This window comes from Rhizobium sp. GW821-FHT14E12, assembly GCF_058803745.1.
The window spans coordinates 1,042,520-1,064,126 of record NZ_JBXAPH010000001.1; the positions used below are offsets into that span (position 1 = coordinate 1,042,520).

16 protein-coding genes are annotated in these 21,607 nt (G+C 60.2%); 9 read left to right on the forward strand and 7 right to left on the reverse strand.

What is annotated here, in order from left to right:
- Nucleotides 1–172 precede the first annotated feature (172 nt).
- From AC1RO0_RS05105 to AC1RO0_RS05120, 4 genes are all read left to right on the forward strand, one after another.
- Nucleotides 173–1,759, forward strand: coding sequence for a trimethylamine methyltransferase family protein (locus AC1RO0_RS05105; protein WP_498591820.1), 1,587 nt, complete (start codon nucleotides 173–175; stop codon nucleotides 1,757–1,759).
- 144 nt (nucleotides 1,760–1,903) lie between these two features.
- Entirely contained in the window at nucleotides 1,904–2,227 is a 324-nt protein-coding gene (locus AC1RO0_RS05110; protein WP_498591821.1) for a hypothetical protein, read from the forward strand.
- A gap of 309 nt (nucleotides 2,228–2,536) precedes the next feature.
- Entirely contained in the window at nucleotides 2,537–4,207 is a 1,671-nt protein-coding gene (locus tag AC1RO0_RS05115; RefSeq protein ID WP_498591822.1) for a DEAD/DEAH box helicase, read from the forward strand.
- Between the two features lie 261 nt (nucleotides 4,208–4,468).
- Entirely contained in the window at nucleotides 4,469–5,347 is an 879-nt protein-coding gene (locus AC1RO0_RS05120; RefSeq protein ID WP_498591823.1) for a DMT family transporter, read from the forward strand.
- Nucleotides 5,348–5,374: 27 nt separating this feature from the next.
- On the opposite strand, the gene AC1RO0_RS05125 is transcribed toward AC1RO0_RS05120, so the two are convergent.
- On the reverse strand, nucleotides 5,375–6,268 hold the full coding sequence (locus AC1RO0_RS05125) for a DMT family transporter (protein ID WP_498591824.1): 894 nt from the start codon (nucleotides 6,266–6,268) through the stop codon (nucleotides 5,375–5,377).
- A 401-nt stretch (nucleotides 6,269–6,669) separates the two neighbouring features.
- Between AC1RO0_RS05125 and AC1RO0_RS05130 the strand changes: the two genes are divergently transcribed.
- From AC1RO0_RS05130 to AC1RO0_RS05150, 5 genes are all read left to right on the forward strand, one after another.
- Nucleotides 6,670–8,079, forward strand: coding sequence for a circularly permuted type 2 ATP-grasp protein (locus AC1RO0_RS05130; protein ID WP_039974008.1), 1,410 nt, complete (start codon nucleotides 6,670–6,672; stop codon nucleotides 8,077–8,079).
- 7 nt (nucleotides 8,080–8,086) lie between these two features.
- Entirely contained in the window at nucleotides 8,087–9,028 is a 942-nt protein-coding gene (locus AC1RO0_RS05135) for an alpha-E domain-containing protein (RefSeq protein ID WP_371108528.1), read from the forward strand.
- A 12-nt stretch (nucleotides 9,029–9,040) separates the two neighbouring features.
- Nucleotides 9,041–9,859: a transglutaminase family protein gene (locus AC1RO0_RS05140; RefSeq protein ID WP_498591825.1), complete on the forward strand. Its 819-nt coding sequence runs from the start codon at nucleotides 9,041–9,043 to the stop codon at nucleotides 9,857–9,859.
- 220 nt (nucleotides 9,860–10,079) lie between these two features.
- Nucleotides 10,080–11,933 carry an ABC transporter ATP-binding protein gene (locus tag AC1RO0_RS05145; protein ID WP_498591826.1) on the forward strand — a complete coding sequence of 618 codons (1,854 nt, stop codon included), beginning with the start codon at nucleotides 10,080–10,082 and terminating at the stop codon, nucleotides 11,931–11,933.
- A gap of 127 nt (nucleotides 11,934–12,060) precedes the next feature.
- The gene (locus AC1RO0_RS05150) at nucleotides 12,061–12,996 is read left to right on the forward strand and encodes a GNAT family N-acetyltransferase (RefSeq protein ID WP_498591827.1); all 936 of its coding nucleotides are present in this window, start codon (nucleotides 12,061–12,063) and stop codon (nucleotides 12,994–12,996) included.
- Between the two features lie 75 nt (nucleotides 12,997–13,071).
- Here AC1RO0_RS05150 and araD read toward each other — a convergent pair whose 3' ends face one another.
- The 6 genes from araD to chvE form a co-directional block, all read right to left on the reverse strand.
- Nucleotides 13,072–14,817: an L-arabinonate dehydratase gene (gene araD, locus AC1RO0_RS05155; protein ID WP_498591828.1), complete on the reverse strand. Its 1,746-nt coding sequence runs from the start codon at nucleotides 14,815–14,817 to the stop codon at nucleotides 13,072–13,074.
- Nucleotides 14,818–14,880: 63 nt separating this feature from the next.
- Complete coding sequence (locus AC1RO0_RS05160; RefSeq protein WP_498591829.1) at nucleotides 14,881–16,314, reverse strand: aldehyde dehydrogenase family protein; 1,434 nt, start codon at nucleotides 16,312–16,314, stop codon at nucleotides 14,881–14,883.
- A 65-nt stretch (nucleotides 16,315–16,379) separates the two neighbouring features.
- Nucleotides 16,380–17,378 carry an AraD1 family protein gene (gene araD1, locus AC1RO0_RS05165; RefSeq protein ID WP_498591830.1) on the reverse strand — a complete coding sequence of 333 codons (999 nt, stop codon included), beginning with the start codon at nucleotides 17,376–17,378 and terminating at the stop codon, nucleotides 16,380–16,382.
- A 115-nt stretch (nucleotides 17,379–17,493) separates the two neighbouring features.
- On the reverse strand, nucleotides 17,494–18,702 hold the full coding sequence (gene mmsB / locus AC1RO0_RS05170; RefSeq protein ID WP_498591831.1) for a multiple monosaccharide ABC transporter permease: 1,209 nt from the start codon (nucleotides 18,700–18,702) through the stop codon (nucleotides 17,494–17,496).
- Nucleotides 18,702–20,237: a multiple monosaccharide ABC transporter ATP-binding protein gene (gene mmsA / locus AC1RO0_RS05175; protein WP_498591832.1), complete on the reverse strand. Its 1,536-nt coding sequence runs from the start codon at nucleotides 20,235–20,237 to the stop codon at nucleotides 18,702–18,704. Before mmsA ends, mmsB begins: the two co-directional genes overlap by 1 nt.
- A 105-nt stretch (nucleotides 20,238–20,342) precedes the next feature.
- Nucleotides 20,343–21,407 (reverse strand): multiple monosaccharide ABC transporter substrate-binding protein, encoded by a 1,065-nt coding sequence (gene chvE, locus AC1RO0_RS05180; RefSeq protein WP_007689749.1) that lies wholly within the window; start codon nucleotides 21,405–21,407, stop codon nucleotides 20,343–20,345.
- Nucleotides 21,408–21,607: the final 200 nt, after the last annotated feature.

The following is a 21,607-nucleotide window of genomic DNA, read 5'->3' on the forward strand; positions in this document are numbered from 1 at the left end:
AGGCTGTATCACAAAGCGCTTTAACAAGCCGTTAACCATATTTCGCCACCCCAAACGTCGCGTTCAGGCCACTGAATATCCCAAAACGGTCACTCCCTGGTCGCAAACGACGGCAGCATCCGACGTTGAACTCTGCCAAGAATCACATTGGGACAATGGCGGAGAAAGAGCGATGAGCGACGATGCAACAACGGCCTTGCGCGAGACCGATACAGCAGCGGTGCCGGCCGAGCGCCGCCGCCGGACCGGTGGCCGCGGCGCTGAACGCAGCCGTAAACCGAGCGGTTCGAAGTACCTCAATCTCGTCAACAATCTCGCGCGCACCGAGCTTCTGTCGCCGGAGACGCTGGACGACATTCACGAGGCGTCGCTGACCATTCTCGAAGAGATCGGCATGGACATCATCCTGCCGGAAGCGCGCGAGCGCATGAAGGCAGCCGGCGCAGACGTCACGCCCGGCACCGAGCGCGTCCGCTTCGATCGCGGCATGATCATGGAACTGATCGCCTCCGTCCCCTCGACCTTCACGCTGCATGCCCGCAATCCGCTCAGAAACGTAGAAATCGGCGGCAAGAACCTCGTCTTTGCCCAGGTCGCCTCCGCACCCTTCGTCGCCGATCGCGAAGGCGGCAGGCGGGCCGGCAATCAGGAGGACTTTCGCAAGCTGATCAAGCTTGCTCAATCCTATGACATCATCCACATGACGGGCGGCTATCCCGTCGAGCCCATCGATATCCACGCCTCGGTGCGCCATCTCGACTGCCTCTCCGACATCGTCAAGCTGACCGACAAGGCGTTTCATTGCTATTCCCTGGGCAAGCAGCGCAATCTCGACGCCATCGAGATCGCCCGCATCGGCCGTGGCATCAGTATGGAGCAGATGGAGCGCGAGCCATCGCTCTTCACCATCATCAACTCCTCCTCCCCGCTACGCCTCGACGGGCCGATGCTGCAAGGCATCATCGAGATGTCGTCGCGCGGTCAGGTCGTGGTCATCACGCCCTTCACGCTGGCGGGCGCCATGGCGCCGGTGACCATTGCCGGCGCGCTGGTGCAGCAGAATGCCGAAGCGCTCTGCGGCATCGCGTTCAGCCAGATGGTGCGCAAGGGAGCGCCGGTCATGTATGGCGGCTTCACCTCGAATGTCGACATGAAGACGGGCGCGCCCGCTTTCGGTACCCCGGAATATATGAAGGCCGTGATCGCGGGCGGCCAGCTCGCCCGCCGCTACGGCATCCCCTATCGCACTTCCAACACCAACGCCTCGAATACGCTGGACGCACAGGCGGCCTACGAGTCGGCGCTGTCGCTGTGGGCGCTGACCCAGGGCGGCGGCAATTTCGTGCTACACGCCGCCGGCTGGAGCGAAGGCGGCCTGACCGCCTCCTTCGAGAAATTCATTCTCGATGTCGACATGCTGCAAATGGTCGCTGAATTCCTGACGCCGCTGGATGTCAGCCAGGACGCCCTGGCGCTCGACGCCGTGCGTGATGTCGGCCCCGGCGGGCACTATTTCGGTACCGCGCATACGCTCGCCCGCTACGAGACCGCCTTCTACTCGCCGATCCTCTCCGACTGGCGAAATTACGAGACCTGGACGGAAGCCGGCCGTCCCACAACCTATGATCACGCCAACCGCATCTTCAAGGAAACGCTTGCCCGTTATGAGCGCCCACCGCTCGATCCGGCGATCGAGGAGGAGCTCGATACCTTTGTGGCAAGGCGCAAGCAAGAAGGCGGCGTGCCGACTGATTTCTAGAGCGAAATCAACAAGCTCCATACGCCCTGCATGAACAAAATTTAATGTGGCGGGCGTCCGTTTGGCCGCGACTTCGCCCTGTTTCCCACCCAATTTCAACCTCGGCTTCGGCTGGGAGGCCTTTTGTTTGGGAAAGGAATTTCAATGTCTGTGCTTCGCACTGTAACCACGGCGGGCCTCATAGCGCTGACACTCGGCAGCGCAGCCGCCGCAACGACCACAACTGCCGCCGCTTCCGAGCGCGGCGCAATCTTCGGCGGCCTTGCTGCCGGCCTTGTCGGCGGCGCCCTTGTAGCGGAGGCGGCCCGTCCGGTTTACCCGGCTTATCCGACCTACTACCGCACCTACCCGGCCTATTACGACGGTCCGGTCTATGAGCGGGTCTACGAGCGTCCATACCATGGCTGCTACTGGTCATGGCGCCACGACCGCTGGGGCCAGCCGTTTCGTGTCGAGGTCTGCCGTTAGGTCCAACCTGCCAATCCATTAACCTGTTGACGCCGCCGGCCTTCCGGCGGCGTTTTTATTGCGCTTGCGAACAAGCTTTCGGCCGTACCCCTTGACTTTGGCGGCGAATAGGACCAAATGCGCATCAGCTTTCACCTTCCGGCCGCCGCGTGAGCGTGCCCTGCGGGACTTTATGTACGCAAGAGAAGGACAAAAGCGCTTTTGAAATGAGACCGCACCCAAGGCGGTCAGATGCGCTGGAAAGCTTTTTCCAACTTACAAGTTCCCACTTCACGCGGGGTTCTTGACGCTAGAGACAGACCGGACCGCATGGTGCGACCCGGCCTATTTGCTTTGGCGCCCCCGAAAGGTATTGAATTGACCGATTTTCACTCGCTTGGTCTCTCCAAGCAGATCGTCGATACGCTGTCGCAGAACAACTTCGCGACGCCGACGCCGATCCAGGCACAGGCTATCCCGCTTGTCCTGCAGGGCCGCGACCTCATCGGCCTCGCCCAGACCGGCACCGGCAAGACCGCCGCTTTCGGCCTGCCGATCATCGAAATGCTGTTGAAGGACGCCAAGCGCCCCGACAACCGCACCGTCCGTACACTTATCCTCGCCCCCACCCGCGAACTGGTGAACCAGATCGCCGACAACCTCAAGCTCTTCGTCCGCAAGACGGCGCTGAGGATCAACGTCGTCGTCGGTGGCGCCTCGATCAACAAGCAGCAGCTCCAGCTCGAGCGCGGCACCGACATTCTAGTCGCCACCCCCGGCCGTCTGCTCGACCTCATCAGCCGCCGCGCCCTGTCGCTCGGCCAGGTTAGCTACCTCGTCCTTGACGAAGCCGACCAGATGCTCGACCTCGGCTTCATCCACGATCTGCGCAAGATCTCCAAGATGGTCCCGGCCAAGCGCCAGACCATGCTGTTCTCGGCCACCATGCCGAAGACCATCGCCGATCTCGCTGCCGAATACCTGACCAACCCGGTCAAGGTCGAAGTATCGCCTCCGGGCAAGGCCGCCGACAAGGTGGAGCAGTATGTCCACTTCGTTTCCGGCCAGAACCACAAGACCGAGATCCTGAAGGAAAACATTTCAGCCAATCCGGATGGCCGCGCCATGGTCTTCCTGCGCACCAAGCACGGCGCCGAGAAGCTGATGAAGCATCTCGAACACGTCGGCTTTGCAGCCGCCTCCATCCACGGCAACAAGAGCCAGGGTCAGCGCGAACGTGCCCTGAAGGGCTTCCGTGACGGCGAAGTCCGCGTTCTCGTCGCCACCGACGTCGCCGCTCGCGGCATCGACATCCCCGGCGTTACGCATGTCTACAACTACGACCTGCCGGAAGTGCCGGACGCCTACGTCCACCGCATCGGCCGTACCGCACGCGCCGGTCGCGACGGCATCGCCATCGCTTTCTGCGCTCCCGACGAAGCCCGCCTGCTGCGCGACATCGAACGCCTGATGGGCATCGAGATTGCCGTTGCCAGCGGTGAAGCTCCGGCCGACCGTGGCCGTCCGGCTCGTGGCAACAACCGCGCAGGCGGTCGTGGCGGTCAGGGTCAAGGCCAGGGCCGTGGTGGCGCAGGTCAGGGACGTGCCGAAGGCCGCCCAGCCCGTCCGGCTCGTCGTCCTCATCATGAAGGTGAAGCCGGCGAAGCCCGCGCCCATAACGGCGAGCGTCAGGAACGTCGTCCACAGCGCGAGAACAATCGCAATGCCGACTTCCGCGGCCAGCGTCGCGACGAGCGCGCCCCGCGTCCGGAAGTGGACAATGATCTCGCATCGACGTCGGATTTCCGTCCGGCCAAGAAGCCCCAGCACAATGGTGCTGCAAACGAAGCTGGCGCCCATCGCGGTCCCCGCCACGCTCACGGCCGCCCCACGGGTCGCCATGAAGATCGTGGCCAGAGCGCTCAGGGCGAACAGCGCAAGGAAGGCGGCATGAAGCGCCGCGGCCCCGGTAACGGCGGCCAGCGCCGTGAACGCGCTTAATTCAATCAAGATTGAATGACGAAGGGGGCCGATTGGCCCCCTTTTTTGTTGCTGTGCGAAACCATGGAGTTCCGGCATCGGACAGTCACGGCAACAGTTTCGAAGCCTTAGAGATTTCTTGAAAATCTCATTCCGATCAGCCGAGAACATTTGAACAGTTATTCCGCCTAAATCCGGCTCCGCGCGGATAGACTGTCGATACATTCGCAAAATTCCCAATATTGGGGCAGAGCATTGCGCACGGCAGCATTGACACGGTCGATGTCGGCAAGCGACTGGGGGCAACTCTTGCTTCTCGGCGGCCTTTGGGGCGGCTCGTTCTTCTTTGCCCGTATCGCAGTGGCGGAAATTCCACCCTTGGCGCTCGTCCTCTACCGCGTATCGATCGCAGCGCTTGTTCTGCATGTGTGGCTGCGGTTGCGCGGCATTTCCTTCGCACCCGCCTTGGCAAGACCGGGCTCGTTCCTGTGCCTCGCCTTGCTCAACAACGTCATTCCGTTCTCGCTGATCTTCACCGGACAAACGAAAATCGGTGCGGGTCTGGCCTCCGTGCTCTACGCGACGACGCCGCTCTGGACGATTTTGGTGGCAAACCTGCTGACTGCGGATGAGAAGTTGTCGACAGCCAAGCTCATCGGTGTGGCGTTCGGGATCGCTGGAGCGGCCATCATGATCGGCCCGGGTCTTCTATTCCAGACCGACGGCCCGACATGGGCGAAGTTGGCGGTAGTCGGGGCGGCGATTTCCTATGCCTTTGCCGTGGTCTATGCCAAGCGCTTCAGAGATATCAAGCCATCCGTCGTTGCAACCGGCCAACTCACCGCTTCTACTATCCTGATGGCGCCGATTGTCTTCGTTCTCTACCGGCCCGAGAGCATCGCCACGTCGAACATGTCCATCTGGATGGCTGTCGGCGTTCTCGCAGTTTTCACAACGGCATTCGCCTTCATTCTCTATTTCAACATCATCGCCTCGGCCGGCGCGACAAACGCATCCCTCGTCACGCTGCTGGTGCCCGCGAGCGCAATCATCCTGGGTGCTGCCTTTCTGGGCGAAAGGCTTGAGCTTTACGAATTCGCCGGATTGGCTCTGATCGTTTCCAGCCTGCTCATCATGGATGGCAGGCTTTTCCGCCGATGAGGATGAAAACAGCCCTCGCCGGATGCCCTATTCCGGCACCACATCCGCCGTGCGCCGGTTGGTCAGATAGACGCCCATCACCACAACTAGAGTGCCGATGATGATCGGCAGGGTCAGCGGTTCGCCGAAGGCAATCGCCGCCTCGATGGCAACGGCCGGCGGCATTAGATAGATCAGCGACGCCGCACGCGACACCTGCCCCCGGCGGATAAGATAGAGCAACAGGCCGACCGCGCCCATCGACAGGCCGAAGACGGACCAGATGACGGCGAGGATCGCCTCATGGGTGCCGTCGAAATGCAGATCCTCGAACATCTGCGCCAGCGGCACGGTGACGATCAGCGCGCCGACATATTGCAGCGTCGCGATGGTGCGGAGATCGCCGGTCTGCAGATGGCGCTTCTGATAGAGCGTGCCGTAGGTCACCGACACCATTGCCAACAGATTGACGCCGAGCGGGATCGCCGATTGCCAGAGGCTGGCCGTATCCGCGCCCAGGAGCTTCGGTGAAATGGCAATCGCGATGCCGATGAAGCCGAGCAGCAGACCAAGACGCTGCACCGGCTGCAAACGTTCGCCAACCAGATAGGGCGCGGCCATCGCCGTCATCAGCGGCTGCAAGGCCGCGATGATGCCGGCGATCCCCGCCGGCACGCCCCTGGAGATCGCCCACCAGAGACAGCAGAGATAGATCCCGTGCAGAAAGATGCCCGAATAGATGGCGCGAAAGACGCTCGACCAATCGCGCGGCCATTTCGCGCCGGTAAACGAGCAAAACAGCACAAAAGCGAGCGCGGACAAGCTGTAGCGGATCATCAGGAAGGTGAACGGCCCCGAATGCATCGTCGCATATTTCGCGACGATCCAGCCCGTGGACCATAGGAAGACGAAGATGGCCGGCGCGAATTTATCGAGGGACATGGGGCTCGGACTGACATTGATTTCGCACGCCGGAGCCGGCGTCAGAATTGAGGCCGGAACGTCACGCGCCCAAGCGGGCAACCCGCTGATAGCCTAGGGCATGGAAACCGTCAAAATCGATCCGCTGAACACAAGGATCAATTTTCCTTCATGTCAGCTCTCGCCAGTCGGGCACGAGGAGATTCGGCGTGCAGTTCCGGCGCCCGGACAATGGAATAAGCAAATGCTCAAATTTTGATCGTTAGTTAGAGGCAATCGTCCGCCGCCTTCCGCCATGACAATCCAGAATGCCTGCAAATCCGGCATTTTTGGCGACTTCGAAATTCGTGCACGCAAACGCGCATACTTCTTGCATTGTCAAAACTGTTGTACTCAAATGGAAAAAAATGGGGACCGCACCTTTGGCATTTGATGAAATGATTACTGCGGATGAAAGTCCGCGCACGCCTTACGAAAAATATTTCGAATGGTACTCCGGCCAGGACAGAGGCCATCTCATTGCCAAATCCCGTGACGCGGAAAACATCTTCCGAAAGACGGGCATCACCTTTGCGGTCTACGGACACGCAGATTCCTCCGAGAAGCTCATCCCCTTCGACATCATTCCGCGCATCATTTCCGGCCGTGAATGGCGCAAGCTCGCCCAGGGTATCGAACAGCGGGTCATCGCTCTCAACGCTTTCCTCCACGACATCTACCACAAGCAGGAAATCATCCGCGCCGGCCGCATCCCGCGCGAACTGATCGAGAAGAACGATGCCTTCCTGCCGGAGATGATCGGCTTCCGCCCGCCCGGCGGTGTCTATACCCACATCGTCGGCACCGACATCGTGCGTACCGGCGAGGACGAATTCTACGTACTGGAGGACAATGCCCGCACACCTTCCGGCGTCAGCTACATGCTGGAAAACCGGGAAACCATGATGCAGATGTTCCCGGAGCTGTTCCACCAGAACAAGGTGCAGCGCGTCGAGGACTATCCGCTACAACTGCGCCAGAGCCTCGCCTCGCTCGCCCCTCCCGGCTGTACCGGCAAGCCGCGCGTCGCGGTGCTGACGCCCGGCATCTACAATTCCGCCTATTACGAACATTCCTTCCTCGCCGACATGATGGGCGTGGAGCTGGTGGAAGGCTCGGACCTGCGCGTCATCGACGGCAAGGTGAAGATGCGTACCACGCGCGGCTACGAGGCGATCGACGTGCTCTACCGCCGAGTCGACGACGATTTCCTCGACCCCCTCACCTTCCGCTCGGATTCGGCGCTCGGCGTTCCCGGTATCATGGATGTCTATCGCGCCGGCCACATCACCATCGCCAATGCCCCCGGCACCGGCATTTCCGACGACAAGGCGATCTATTCCTACATGCCGGAGATCGTCGAATTCTACACCGGTCGCAAGCCGATCCTCGAGAACGTGCCGACCTGGCGCTGTTCCGAGCCGGACAGCCTGCAATACGTGCTCGACAACCTGGCCGACCTCGTCGTCAAGGAAGTGCATGGCTCCGGCGGCTACGGCATGCTTGTGGGACCGACCGCCTCGAAGAAGGAGCGGACGGAATTCGCCGAAAAGCTGAAGAGCAGACCGAACAACTATATTGCCCAGCCGACCCTTTCGCTGTCGACCGTGCCGATCCTCGTCAACAAAGGCATCGCGCCCCGCCACGTCGATCTGCGCCCCTATGTCCTCGTCTCCGACAAGGTACGGATCATTCCCGGCGGCCTGACGCGCGTGGCACTGAAAGAAGGCTCGCTGGTGGTCAATTCCAGCCAGGGCGGCGGCACCAAAGATACCTGGGTTCTGGAGGACTGAAACGGACATGCTTGGAAGAACCGCGAATGGCCTCTACTGGATGTTCCGTTACATCGAGCGCGCCGAAAACATAGCCCGCCTTGTCGATGCCGGTCAGCGCATGTCGCTGACGCGCAGCGGAGCGGTGGAAGACGATTGGGACGGCGTGCTGCAAAGCGCCGGCGTCCGCGAAGCCTATAACGAAGTGCACGGCAAGCTGACGGGCGCCGACGCGATCGACTATCTGATGCGCGACCGCTCCAATCCGTCGAGCGTGATGTCCTGCATCGAATATGGCCGCAACAATGCCCGCATGGTCCGCACGGCGCTGACGCGCGACACCTGGGAAGCGACCAATGAGTGCTGGATCGAGCTGAAGACATTGCTCGGCAAGCGTTTGAAGACCGCCGAGCTGCCGGAGACGATCGACGTCATCAAGCGCCGCGCCGGATTGATCCGCGGCGCCTTCCACGGCTCGATGCTGCGCAACGAACTCTATAACTTCGCCCGCATCGGCACCTTCATCGAACGCGCCGACAATACGGCCCGGATCCTGGACGTTAAATATTACGTCCTGTTGCCGTCGGTCTCACATGTAGGCTCCTCGCTCGATAATGCACAGTGGGAATCGATCCTGCGTTCGGTCTCCGCTCACCGCGCCTACAAATGGGCCTACGATCCGGAATACAAGCCGGCCAATATCGCCGACTTCCTGATCCTCAACAGCCAGATGCCGCGCTCGCTCGCCTATTGCTACGACAAGATCGTCAGCAATATCAGCTACCTGGCACTGGAGCACAGTAAGCGGCTGCCGGCGCACGATACCGCCGACGCTATCTGCGAGATGCTGCAGAAGCTGACCATCAAGAACATCATGGATCAGGGCCTGCACGAATTCCTGGAGGATTTCGTTTCGCGCAACAACAAGCTCGGCGCGGAAATCTCCGACGGCTACCGGTTTTATCAGTAAGCGGATGACAATATGAGACTGACGATCAGCCACATCACGGAATACCGCTACGACGAACCGTCGCAGTTCTCGCTGCAACGCCTGCGGCTGACGCCGCTGACCGGCATCGGCCAAACCGTCCACAACTGGAAACTCACCGTGGAAGGCGCCCATCCGGAGGTCGAATATGACGACCAGTTCGCCAATCGTGTCACGCTCGTCTCGCTCGACGGCGAGCAGGATTCAACCCGCATCGTCGCCACCGGCGAGATCGAAACGCAGGACCTGAACGGTGTTCTCGGCCCGCATACCGGCTTCGGCCCCCTCTGGCTCTTCCTGCGGGATACGCCGCGCACGAAGGCCGGCAAGCTGACCAAGGAACTGCTGCGCGGCGTTTCCGGAGACAATGAACTCGGCCGGATGCACGCGCTGATGAGCGCCATCCATCAGACGGTGGACTACAGGCCCGGCACCAGCGACACGGAAACGACCGCCGAACAGGCGCTGGAGAAGAAGAGCGGCGTCTGCCAGGACCATGCCCATATCTTCATCGCCGGCGCCCGCGCGCTGAATATCCCGGCGCGCTACGTCTCCGGCTATCTGATGATGGAAGGCAAGAACGAACAGGCCGCGACCCACGCCTGGGCCGAAGCGCATGTTCCAGGCCTCGGCTGGGTCGGCTTTGACCCGGCCAACGACGTCTGCCCCGACGAGCGCTACGTCCGCATCGCCACCGGCCTCTGCTACCGCGACGCCGCCCCCGTCTCCGGCATGCGTGTCGGCGGACCGGGTGAAAGCCTAACGGTCAAGGTGACGGTGGCAAGCCAGGGGCAGAGCCAAAGCCAGAGCTGAGAGGCGCAGGGGCAGTCTGCGGGGGAACCTCGACGTGGCCTTTGTCGTCATAGCCGTAGACGACTAGATGACGATCGCCTGATATCTAGGCGCCGAGATGACCCCCATGGTCTTCTGGATAGCGAGTGTGGATGTTCTGATTGAGATTGCAGCCGGAAGGTGATCCTATTCCTGCTAACTGAGTCCTCGCCCTCCTTTCCATTTAGAGCCCGAGCGAGCCATGTCGATTTCAGATGCGATCTACCGTCCGTTCGAAAATTTGATCCGGCCACTCGATATTCCCTACCGGCCGCTACCCTCAAAAGGACCTGTCACCGTCCTTCTGCACTTCATCTCGATGTTCCGTGGCGTGTTGATCGCCATGGCCCTTTCGTCCATGGCGGTCGAAGCCATCAATCTGACGATCGTTTGGGGGCTTTCGGTCATAGTCGATGGCGTGACGAAAATGGGAGCGGCTGCCTTCCTGCACGCTGAATGGCCACTCCTTACTTTCCTCGGCCTTCTGATCTTTCCGCTCATGCCAATCGCCTCGTTCCTGACAAACACGCTGACCTCGCATACGCTTAGCGTCGGCATGCCGGCCGCCATCCAGTGGCAGGGTCACAAGGCAGTGGAGCGGCAGGATCTCGACTTCTTTCACGATCTTTTTGCCGGACAGGTCGCTTCGCGCCTGTCGCAGGTGGCATCCGCCGTACAGCAGCAGATCATCGTCGGCTTCCAGACCATACCACGCTTCTTGCTGAAAATGGTCGGGTCCCTGGTTCTGCTTGGCGCGCTATCCTGGCAGCTCGCCCTGCCCGTTTTCATCTGGATTGCACTTAATGTCGTGCTCGCCGTCAAGATGGCGCCGATCTTTACCGAACGCTCGCGCCGCACCGCCAAGCAGCGCAGCCTCGTAGCCGGAGCCATTACCGATCTCTATAGCAACATGCAGATGATCAAGCAGTTCGCGGCGGAGGATAGCGAAGCGGGTGCCATCCACAGCATCATTCAGCAGTCCGTACGAACGCAGCACAAGGAACAACGTATCTATCGCACGGCCGAACTCATCGTGATGGCCCTTAATATGGCGCTCTGGCTGTCGATACTCTCCATCGGTCTTTTCGGTTTGGTCGATGACTTTCTCACGATCGGTGAATTCGTCGCGGCAGTCTATATCTTGTATGGGCTATCCGCCTACACCTTCACTTTCCTGCAGATGGGCCAGCAGATCTTTCAGGCGATCGGGACGATCAAGGACGCGATGCCGGTGATGACGACGCCGCCCACCATCACGGATCGACCTGACGCGGCGAGCCTCGCGGTCAACAGCGGCGAGATTCGTTTCCAGGATGTCCGCTTTGCATACAAGTCCGGGAAGACTGTCATCGATAATCTGTCGCTGACGGTTCGACCCGGCGAGAAAGTGGGGCTGGTCGGCCTTTCCGGGGCTGGCAAGACGACGCTGGTGAGCCTGTTGCTGCGCTTCTACGACATCGGAGACGGCGCGATCCTCATCGATGGACAGGACATCCGTGAGATCACGCAGGCAAGCCTTCGCCGCAACATTGGCGTCATCGCGCAGGACGTCGCGCTACTGCACCGTTCGGTCGGCGATAACATCCGCTACGGCCGACCGGAGGCGACGCAGGACCAGATCGAACAGGCGGCAAAGACGGCAAAAGCCGATGGATTCATCAGCGATCTTACGGACGGCGAAGGCCGTAAAGGCTATGACGCCTTCGTCGGTGACCGCGGCATCAAGCTCTCCGGTGGTCAGCGGCAGCGCGTAGCGATCGCCCGCGTTTTGCTGAAAGACGCGCCGATCCTCGTGCTCGACGAGGCGACCTCCGCCCTCGACAGCGAATCCGAGGCCGCTATCCAGGAAAAACTCAACCTCGTGATGGAGGGAAAGACAGTGATCGCCATCGCACATCGCCTTTCGACCATTGCCATGATGGACCGGATCGTCGTGCTCGATCAGGGCCGTATTCTGGAAGAAGGCAGACCGGACGAACTGGTCGAGCAGGATGGCCTGTTTGCCCGCCTGTGGAAACGCCAGACAGGCGGCTTTATCCCTGAAGAAATTAGCTAGCTATGCTTTCGCCGCGAAACTCCCAGTTTTCTCAACACTACCCATCCACGATTATCGCACTTTTCCCACGGACAGCTGAGTTTGATAGCAACATTCGTACCCACCCCGTACCGGAGAGCTACGCGACTTGAAGCCAGATTTTCGAATTCGTCCCCTTCGAGACGGCGATACCAATGCCGTCATCAGGCTTTACGATGAGGCATCGAGCTGCGATGCCAACATCGGCCCGATCACAAATGCGCAATGGACGACATTTGTCAGGCGCCCTCAGAACCACGATGGCCGGGATTTCCGGATCGTTCTGCATGATGAGCAGCTGATAGGGTTGGCGGAATCGTCGCTGCGAGACCAAGATGGCAAGAGGGTTCGGTTCTTCAAGCTATTGGTTCAACCATCAATGCGTCGCCAGGGCATCGGAACTGCACTTTTGACCGAACTCCTGTCACTCGACGCACCCGCCACCGATCTTTCGCTTCAGGCGGTGGCGGCGAGCGGGTGGACAGATGGCATCGCCTTTCTTGAAACGTTCGGGTTTTCGCATATCGAATCCGAAATCAGCATGAGCTGTTCGTCTTTAAGGACGAGTGCGGCGTCCTCGTTGACCGGAGTTTCTATTGAACGGGCAGAAACACCGGCACTGTACGCAGACGTAGTCGCCCGCATCCATAATGCGGCTTTTGCTTCCGACGTAGCCTTTCATGCCTACCACGCATCGGAGATGGCGAACCTTCTTGCAGAAGACGAACAGGAACTCTGGATTATCAGGGACATTTCGCGGGTCGTCGGGTACTGCCGCTTCGAAAGCGAGCCGAAACAGATATGGCTAGAGGAAATTGCCATTGACCCGAGTGATCAGGGGAAGGGTCTCGGCGCGGCGCTCGCCTACCACGCTTTGCAAACAATTGGGATCGATCTAGAACGCCCCGCTGGTTTGAGCGTGTCCAGTGTCAATCGGGCAGCAGTGGCAATGTATCAAAAGCTCGGTTTCGCTATCCGGAATGAAAAGCGTCGATACAGCGCACCGCAAGTGAATTTGAACACCCGCATTTCGCGAAAATCCTGATCCTCGCAAAGTATTCCACATATCAAAAAGGGGCGGAACTTGCGTCCCACCCCTTTCCGACTTCAAACACCAATCTCAGTGGCTGTCGCGGTTATTCGGGATTTCCGAGCCGCGTGCGCCAACCAGGAAGTCCAGGTCGGCGCCGGTGTCGGCCTGCATGACGGTCTTAACGTAGAGGCCGCCGTATCCACCGGTAAGCGGCTTGACCGGGGAAACCCAGGCGGCGCGGCGCTTCGCCATTTCCTCATCGGAAATCTCGAGCTGGATCGTGCGGGCCGGCACGTCGACCGAGATCATGTCGCCGTTCTGAACCAGGGCCAGAGGTCCGCCATCGGCGGCTTCCGGAGCGGTGTGCAGGATGACGGTGCCGTAGGCCGTGCCGGACATGCGCGCATCGGAGATGCGGATCATGTCGGTGATGCCCTTTTTCAGCACCTTCGGCGGCAGACCCATATTGCCGACTTCGGCCATGCCCGGATAGCCCTTCGGGCCGCAATACTTCAGCACCATGATGCAGTTCTCGTCGATGTCGAGATCGTCGCGGTTGATGCGGGCGTGGTAGTCCTCGATGCTTTCAAAGACGACGGCGCGGCCCTTGTGCTGCATCAGATGCGGCGAGGCTGCGGACGGCTTCAGCACGGCGCCCTTCGGAGCCAGATTGCCGCGCAGAACCGCGATGCCGCCCGACTGTGTCAGCGCCTTTTCGCGCGGCACGATGACGTCGTCATTGTAGTTGACGACATCCTTGACGCCTTCCCAGATGCTTTCGCCGGTGACGGTGATCGCATCCTTGTGCAGCAGGCCCATATCGCCGACCGCCTTGATGACGACGGGCAGGCCGCCGGCATAGTAGAACTCTTCCATCAGGTGCTTGCCGGACGGCTGCAGGTTGACGATGGTCGGCACTTCGCGGCCAAGGCGATCCCAGTCGTCGAGCGACAGATCGACGCCGATACGGCCGGCAAGCGCCAGGAGATGCAGCACGGCATTGGTCGAACCGCCGACCGCGCCGTTGACGCGAATGGCGTTCTCGAAGGCTTCCTTGGTCAGGATGTCGGAAGGCTTCAGGTCTTCCTTGACCATATCGACGATGCGACGGCCGGAGAGTTGCGAGATCACGCGGCGACGAGCATCGACCGCCGGGATGGCGGCATTCCCCGGCAGGGTCATGCCAAGGGCTTCGGCCATCGACGCCATGGTCGAGGCCGTGCCCATGGTCATACAGCTACCGGCCGAGCGGGCCATGCCCTGCTCCGCATCCATGAACTCTTCCAGCGACATCTCGCCGGACTTGACCATTTCCGAGAACTGCCAGACCGCCGTGCCGGAGCCGACATCCTTGCCGCGCCACTTGCCGTTCAGCATCGGGCCACCGGACACCAGAATGACTGGGATATCGACAGAGGCCGCGCCCATCAGAAGGCTCGGCGTGGTCTTGTCGCAGCCGCCAAGCAGCACGACGCCATCGACCGGATTGCCGCGGATCGCCTCTTCGACGTCCATGGCGGCGAGGTTGCGGAACATCATCGCCGTCGGGCGCAGCGTGCTTTCGCCGACCGAGAACACCGGGAACTCAACCGGGAAGCCACCGGCTTCATAGACGCCGCGCTTCACGCGCTCGGCAAGGTCGCGCAGATGCGCGTTGCAGGGCGTCAGCTCCGACCAGGTGTTACAGATGCCGATGATCGGACGGCCGTCGAACGTGTCGGCCGGCAGACCCTGGTTCTTCATCCACGACCGATGCATGATCGCGTTCTTGCCGGTACCGCCGAACCAGTCATAGGAGCGCAGTCTGCGCGGCCATTCAGCTTTCTTCTTCATAATCTCACTACCTTTTCCGTCGTCCAGGTCGCCTCGTACGAGCCTGGACCTTGAAGTCTATGGTCAGGCCAGCGTGTAGGCCGTCTTGACCGTGGTGAAGAATTCGGAGGCGTATTTGCCCTGCTCGCGCGGACCGAAGGACGACCCCTTGCGGCCGCCGAACGGCACATGAAAGTCCACACCCGCCGTCGGCAGGTTGACCATCACCATGCCGGCTTCGGCATTGCGCTTGAAATGCGTCGCATGCTTCAGGCTGGTGGTGGCGATGCCTGAGGAGAGGCCGAACGGCGTGTCGTTGGCGACGGCAAGCGCCTCTTCGTAGTTCTTCACCCGGATGACCGAGGCGACCGGCCCGAAGATCTCTTCGCGGCTGATACGCATCTGGTTCGTCGCTTCCGTGAACAGCGTCGGCTGCAGGTAGAAGCCGGGCGTCTCGCGGCTGACAATCTCGCCACCGAAGGCAAGCTTGGCGCCTTCTTGGCGGCCGATCTCGATATAGTCTGTGTCAGTCTTCAGCTGCTTGGCGTCGACGACCGGGCCGATATGCGTGCCGGCCTTGGTGGCGTTATCGACATTCAGCGTCTTCAGTTTCTCCGTCAGCGCCGCCACGAACTTGTCGTGAATGCCTTCGGTGACGATCAAGCGCGACGAAGCCGTGCAGCGCTGGCCGGTCGAGAAGAAGGCGGAGTTTGCGGCGGCTTCGACCGCGACCGTCAGATCCGCATCGTCAAGAACGACCATCGGGTTCTTGCCGCCCATTTCCAGCTGGTACTTGCGGCCATGCTCGACGGAGGACAGCGCCACGCGCTTGCCGGTGCCGACCGAGCCGGTGAAGGTGATGCCGGAGAGAACCGGGCTGTCGAGCATGGCCTGGCCAACGACCGAGCCCTTGCCCATGACAAGGTTCAGGACGCCCTTCGGCAGGCCGGCACGATGGAGAATATCGACGATCGCCCAAGAACAACCGGGCACGAGATCGGCCGGCTTGAAGACAATGGTGTTGCCGTAGCAAAGCGCCGGCGCGATCTTCCAGGCCGGAATGGCGATCGGGAAGTTCCAGGGCGTGATGATGCCGATGACACCAAGCGGCTCGCGGGTGATCTCGACGCCGATGTTCGGACGCACGGAAGGCAGCACTTCGCCTGCAAGACGCAGGGCCTCTCCGGCAAAGAAATCGAAGATCTGCGCTGCGCGGATCGTCTCGCCGATCGCCTCGGGCAAGGTCTTGCCCTCTTCGCGGGCGAGCAGCGCACCGAGTTCGTCCTTGCGGGCGAGGATCTCGTCGCTGGTCTTCCTCAGGATCGAGTGACGCTCGAGAATGCCCGAACGCGACCATGCCGGAAACGCAGCCTTGGCGGCGGCGATGGCATCGGCAACGTCCTGGACGCTGGCGCTGGCATAGAGGCCGACGACCTCGTTGGTGTCCGACGGGTTGATGTTCTCGGCGCCGGTCGTACCGGTCCATTCGCCGGCGATCAGATTCTGATGAATGGTCATGGCCTCATGCCTTCCTGGATCTTTTTGAAAACGACCGGCCGCACGAGGCAGCCGGCCTCGACGGATTAGAGCTGGCGAACCGTCACAGCTTCTTCGGCGGCGACGGCGAGCGGATTGCGCAGCGGCAAGCCGAATTCGGCGACTTCGATTTCAAAGACATCGCCCGCTTCCGGCTTGATGCCGTCGGCGAAAGACAGCGTCGCGGTGCCGAACATGTGGACATGAACGTCGCCAGGCGCGCGGAACAGGTCGTACTTGAAGTGATGATATTCGAGATTGGCAAAGGTATGCGACATGTTCGCCTCGCCCGACAGGAACGGCTTTTCGAAGATCACCTTGTCGCCGCGCTTGATGCGGGAAGAGCCGCGAATATCCTCCGGCGCAACGCCGATGCGGATTTCCGGACCGAAGCTTGCCGGACGCAGCTTGGAATGGGCGAGATAGAGATAGTTGATCCGCTCGGTGACGTGATCGGAAAATTCGTTCGAGAGCGCAAAGCCGATGCGGAACGGCGTGCCGTCCTTGGCGATGACATAGATGCCGGCCATTTCGGGCTCTTCGCCGCCATCAAGCGCGAAGGACGGAGAAACAAGTGCCGCGCCCGGCGCTGCCGCGCCATAGCCGTTGCCTTTGTAGAACCACTCGGGCTGTACGCCCTTCTCGCCGTCCCTGGGCTTGCCGCCCTCGATGCCCATCTTGAACATCTTCATGGAGTCGGTGAGTGTCTCTTCGGCGGCTTCGTTCGTCTTCTTGTGCATGGAATCGCGGGTCGCGGCGGAGCCGAGATGCGTGAGGCCAGTGCCGGTCAGGTGCAGGTGAGCAGCGTCCGGATGGGTGATCGGCGACAGGAAGCGACCGTCAGCATAGGCTTTTTCCAGATCGATCGTCTCGCCGAGGCCATGCGCTTCGATGACGGAGACAAGCGACTTGCCGCTCTCGGCAGCTTCCATTGCCAGTGCATAGACGCTGCCTGCATTGACGACAGCCTTGGCAGCATCGCCCGGCCCGTTGCGCACGGCGACAACGATCTCGCCGTTCGAACCCTTGATCTGGGAAATCAGCATAGTTTCATCCTTTCCTAATAGACAGAGGCTGGATGCATTCCACCGCTCCGGCTCTCAGCGAGAGCCGGACTCTGTCATGGATTTGGTTTTAAATCTCGGCTGAGCGCTGTAGCGATCAGCCCTTGTTCTTGTTGTAGACGTCGATGAAGACGGCGGTGAGCAACACCGCGCCCTTGATCATCTTCTGCGAATCCGTCTGGTAGCCGAGGATCGACATACCCTGGTTCAGAACACCCATAATCAGGGCGCCGATCACCGCGCCGGTCACCTTGCCGACGCCGCCGGAAGCGGAAGCGCCACCGATGAAACAGGCCGCGATGACGTCGAGTTCCAGACCGTCGCCGCCCTTGGCGGTGGCTGAATTCAGACGCGTCGCAACGATGATGCCGGCGATGCTGGCCAGCATGCCCATGTTCACGAAGGTGTAGAAAGTCAGGCGCCTTGTATCGATACCGGAGAGCTTGGTCGCCTTCTCGTTGCCACCCATCGCATAAATGCGGCGGCCGATCGTCGTCCGCTGGGTCACGAAAGCATAGATTGCGATCAGCACCAGCATGACGATCAAGACGTTGGGCAGGCCCTTGGCGGAGGAAATCTGATAGCCGAGGAACAGGGTCGCTGCGAAAAGCAATAGATTCTGCCCGATGAAAAAGCTCATCGGCTCGACGTCGATACCGTGTTTTTCGTTCACCTGACGACGACGCCAGGAAAGGAAGAACATCACAATCGGTATGGCGACGGTCAGAAGGATCGATGTTCCATGGATACCGCCGATGTCAAAAAAGTCCGGCAGGAAGCCAGTCGCCATGATCTGGAAAGCCGGCGGGAACGGACCAATGCTGCTGCCGCTGCCGGTCATGTTGATGATCGCATAGGTCAGGCCGCGAAACACCAGCATGCCCGAAAGGGTCACGATGAACGACGGAATGCGGTGATACGCAACGAAATAGCCATGCCAGGCACCGACAAGGGCGCCCATCGCCAGGCAGATAACCGTCGCGAGAACCAGGTTCACCTGCCATTGCACGACAAGGACGGCGGCAACCGCGCCGACGAAACCGACGACGGAACCGACCGACAGGTCGATATGACCGGCCACGATGATCAACAGCATGCCGAGCGCCATCACGACGATGAACGAATTCTGCAGCACGAGGTTGGTCAGGTTCAGCGGCCTGAACAGAACGCCGCCGGTAACGATCTGGAAGAAGACCATGATGGCGACAAGCGCGATCAGCATGCCGTATTCGCGGATGTTATTGCGGATATAGTCGCCGATCGAGACGACGCTGGGGCCTTCTTTGCTTGGGCTGGCCGTAGTCATTAGTGCTTCTCCCCTGAGCGCATGATAGCGCGCATGATGGTTTCCTGGCTCGCCTCTCCCTTCGGCAATTCAGCGACGATCCGGCCTTCATTCATGACGTAGATGCGGTCGCAAGTGCCAAGCAGTTCGGGCATTTCCGATGAGATCATCAGAACGCCCTTCCCGTCGGCGGCAAGCTGGTTGATGATGGAATAGATTTCATATTTGGCGCCGACGTCGATGCCTCGCGTCGGCTCGTCGAGGATCAGCACCTCGGGATCGGAGAACAGCCACTTCGACAGCACCACCTTCTGCTGGTTACCGCCGGAAAGATTGACCGCCTCCTGAAATACGCCCGAGGAGCGAATACGCAGCTTCGAGCGGAAATTGGTAGCGACCTGCAGCTCGCGGACATCGTCGATGACCGTCGCCTTGGAAACGCCCATGAGATTGGCGAGCGTCGTGTTGTGCAAAATGCTTTCGGTCAGCACCAGGCCAAGCTGTTTGCGGTCTTCGGTGACATAGGCAAGCCCGGCATCGATGGCGCGACGCACGGTGCTGACATCCACCGGCTTGCCGTCAATAAGCACCTCGCCGCTGATCTTGTGGCCGTAGGATTTGCCGAAGACGCTCATGGCGAATTCGGTGCGGCCCGCGCCCATCAGGCCGGCAATGCCGACCACTTCGCCCTTACGGACGTTGACATTGATGTCGTGCAGCACCTGGCGGTCGCGGTGTTGCTGGTGGAAGGCATTCCAGTTCTTGACTTCGAGGATCGTCTCGCCGATCGGCACCGAGCGCGGCGGATATCGGTCAGCAAGTTCGCGACCGACCATGTTGCGAATGATGATGTCTTCGCTGATCTCTTCTTCGTGACAGTTCAGCGTCTTCACGGCCATGCCGTCGCGCAACACGGTGATCTCGTCGGCCACCTTGCGCACTTCGTTGAGCTTGTGCGTGATGATGATCGAGGTGATGCCCTGATTACGGAATTCCATCAGGAGATTGAGCAGCGCGTCCGAGTCGCTTTCGTTGAGCGAAGCAGTCGGCTCGTCGAGGATCAGAAGCTTCACACTCTTCGACAGGGCCTTGGCGATCTCGACGAGCTGCTGCTTGCCGACGCCGATGTCGGTCACGAGCGTGCTCGGAGATTCCTTGAGGCCGACCTTGGCGAGAAGTTCCTTGGTGCGGCTGAAGGTTTCCTGCCAGTTGACAACGCCTTTGGTTGCGACCTCATTGCCCAGGAAGATGTTTTCGGCAATCGACAGCAGCGGCACGAGCGCCAGCTCCTGATGGATGATGATGATGCCGATCTCTTCCGAGTCCTTGATGGTCTTGAACTGACGCACCTGGCCGTCATAATAGATATCGCCGTCATAGCTGCCGGCCGGATAGACGCCGGAGAGCACCTTCATCAAGGTGGACTTGCCCGCCCCGTTTTCGCCCACCAAAGCGTGGATCTCGCCCTGCCGGACCTTCAGATTGACATTTTCCAAAGCGTTCACACCGGGGAACGATTTGGTGATGGTCCGCATTTCGAGGATTGTATTGTCCATGTTTTGTATCCAACGCCGCAGCCGAACATAACAGACCGGGCGACCGTCTTAAATATCAGAGTCAGGGCCCGTCTTGCGGCGGGCCCTGATCGGTAAATCGGAAGACTACTTCAGCTGGTCGGCCTTGTAGTAGCCGCCCTCGACGAGAACCTTCTCATAGTTGGTCTTGTCAACTGCGACCGGGGTCAGCAGGTAGGACGGAACAACCTTGACGCCGTTGTCGTAGGTCTTGGTGTCGGTGACTTCCGGCGTCTTGCCTTCCATCAGAGCGTTGACCATGTCGACGGTGACCTTTGCGAGGTCACGGGTGTCCTTGAAGATCGTGGAGTGCTGCTCGCCAGCGATGATGGACTTGACCGAAGGAATTTCGGAGTCCTGGCCGGTAACGATCGGCAGCTTCTGACCGCCGGTGCCGTAGCCGACGCCCTTGAGCGAAGACAGGATACCGATGGAGAGACCGTCATATGGAGACAGAACGGCATCGACATGTGCATCGGTGTAGTAAGCCGAGAGCAGGTTGTCCATGCGGGCCTGAGCCGTTGCCGGGTCCCAACGCAGCGTGCCGACCTTGTCCATGCCCTGCTGGCCGGACTTCACGACCAGCTTGCCGCTGTCGATGTAAGGCTTGAGAACCGACATTGCGCCGTCATAGAAGAAGAAGGCGTTGTTGTCGTCCGGCGAACCGCCGAAGAGCTCGATGTTGAACGGGCCTTTGCCATCCTTGAGGCCGAGGCCGTCAACGATCGAGTTAGCCTGGAGAACGCCGACCTTGAAGTTATCGAACGTGGCGTAATAGTCGACATTGCCGCTGTTGCGGATCAGGCGGTCATAAGCGATGACCTTGATGCCGGCATCATGCGCCTTCTGCAGAACGTCGGACAGCGTCGTGCCGTCGATTGCAGCGATAACGAGAACCTTGTCGCCCTTGGTGACCATGTTCTCGACCTGCGAGAGCTGGTTCGGAATATCATCGTCGCCATACTGAAGGTCGGTGCCGTAGCCGGCAGCCTGAAGCTGCTTGACGATGTTGTTGCCGTCATCGATCCAGCGCGCCGAAGCCTTGGTCGGCATGGCGATACCAACGGTGCCCTTGTCTGCCGCGAAGGCAGGCGCCACAAACATAGCGACGCCGATAGCAGCGGCAGCCGTCAATGAGATAATGGACTTCATTACTCTCTCCCTTGTTTAATAATGCGACGGACAAAAAATGCCCGCCCGAAACTGCGGCAGGTTCCGTAGAAGGAACAGTTACTTCTGGTTGTGAGAAACGAAGTAGAACTCCTCCACGCTCTCACGTGCATGAGCTGCACCCGGCGCACGCTGGGCAAATTCGTACGATTTCGTATAACTGTCAAATAGAATAACTGGCA

Coding starts and splice junctions, on each gene's coding strand:
- araD1 (WP_498591830.1), bottom strand. CDS start 17,378: ATGCTGATTTCCCAGATCAAGGGTTCGAACGGCGAGATCGTTGTCGCC.
- AC1RO0_RS05140 (WP_498591825.1), top strand. CDS start 9,041: ATGAGACTGACGATCAGCCACATCACGGAATACCGCTACGACGAACCG.
- chvE (WP_007689749.1), bottom strand. CDS start 21,407: ATGAAGTCCATTATCTCATTGACGGCTGCCGCTGCTATCGGCGTCGCT.
- AC1RO0_RS05135 (WP_371108528.1), top strand. CDS start 8,087: ATGCTTGGAAGAACCGCGAATGGCCTCTACTGGATGTTCCGTTACATC.
- AC1RO0_RS05120 (WP_498591823.1), top strand. CDS start 4,469: ATGTCGGCAAGCGACTGGGGGCAACTCTTGCTTCTCGGCGGCCTTTGG.
- AC1RO0_RS05115 (WP_498591822.1), top strand. CDS start 2,537: ATGGTGCGACCCGGCCTATTTGCTTTGGCGCCCCCGAAAGGTATTGAA.
- araD (WP_498591828.1), bottom strand. CDS start 14,817: ATGAAGAAGAAAGCTGAATGGCCGCGCAGACTGCGCTCCTATGACTGG.
- AC1RO0_RS05145 (WP_498591826.1), top strand. CDS start 10,080: ATGTCGATTTCAGATGCGATCTACCGTCCGTTCGAAAATTTGATCCGG.
- AC1RO0_RS05160 (WP_498591829.1), bottom strand. CDS start 16,314: ATGACCATTCATCAGAATCTGATCGCCGGCGAATGGACCGGTACGACC.
- AC1RO0_RS05105 (WP_498591820.1), top strand. CDS start 173: ATGAGCGACGATGCAACAACGGCCTTGCGCGAGACCGATACAGCAGCG.
- mmsA (WP_498591832.1), bottom strand. CDS start 20,237: ATGGACAATACAATCCTCGAAATGCGGACCATCACCAAATCGTTCCCC.
- mmsB (WP_498591831.1), bottom strand. CDS start 18,702: ATGACTACGGCCAGCCCAAGCAAAGAAGGCCCCAGCGTCGTCTCGATC.
- AC1RO0_RS05125 (WP_498591824.1), bottom strand. CDS start 6,268: ATGTCCCTCGATAAATTCGCGCCGGCCATCTTCGTCTTCCTATGGTCC.
- AC1RO0_RS05110 (WP_498591821.1), top strand. CDS start 1,904: ATGTCTGTGCTTCGCACTGTAACCACGGCGGGCCTCATAGCGCTGACA.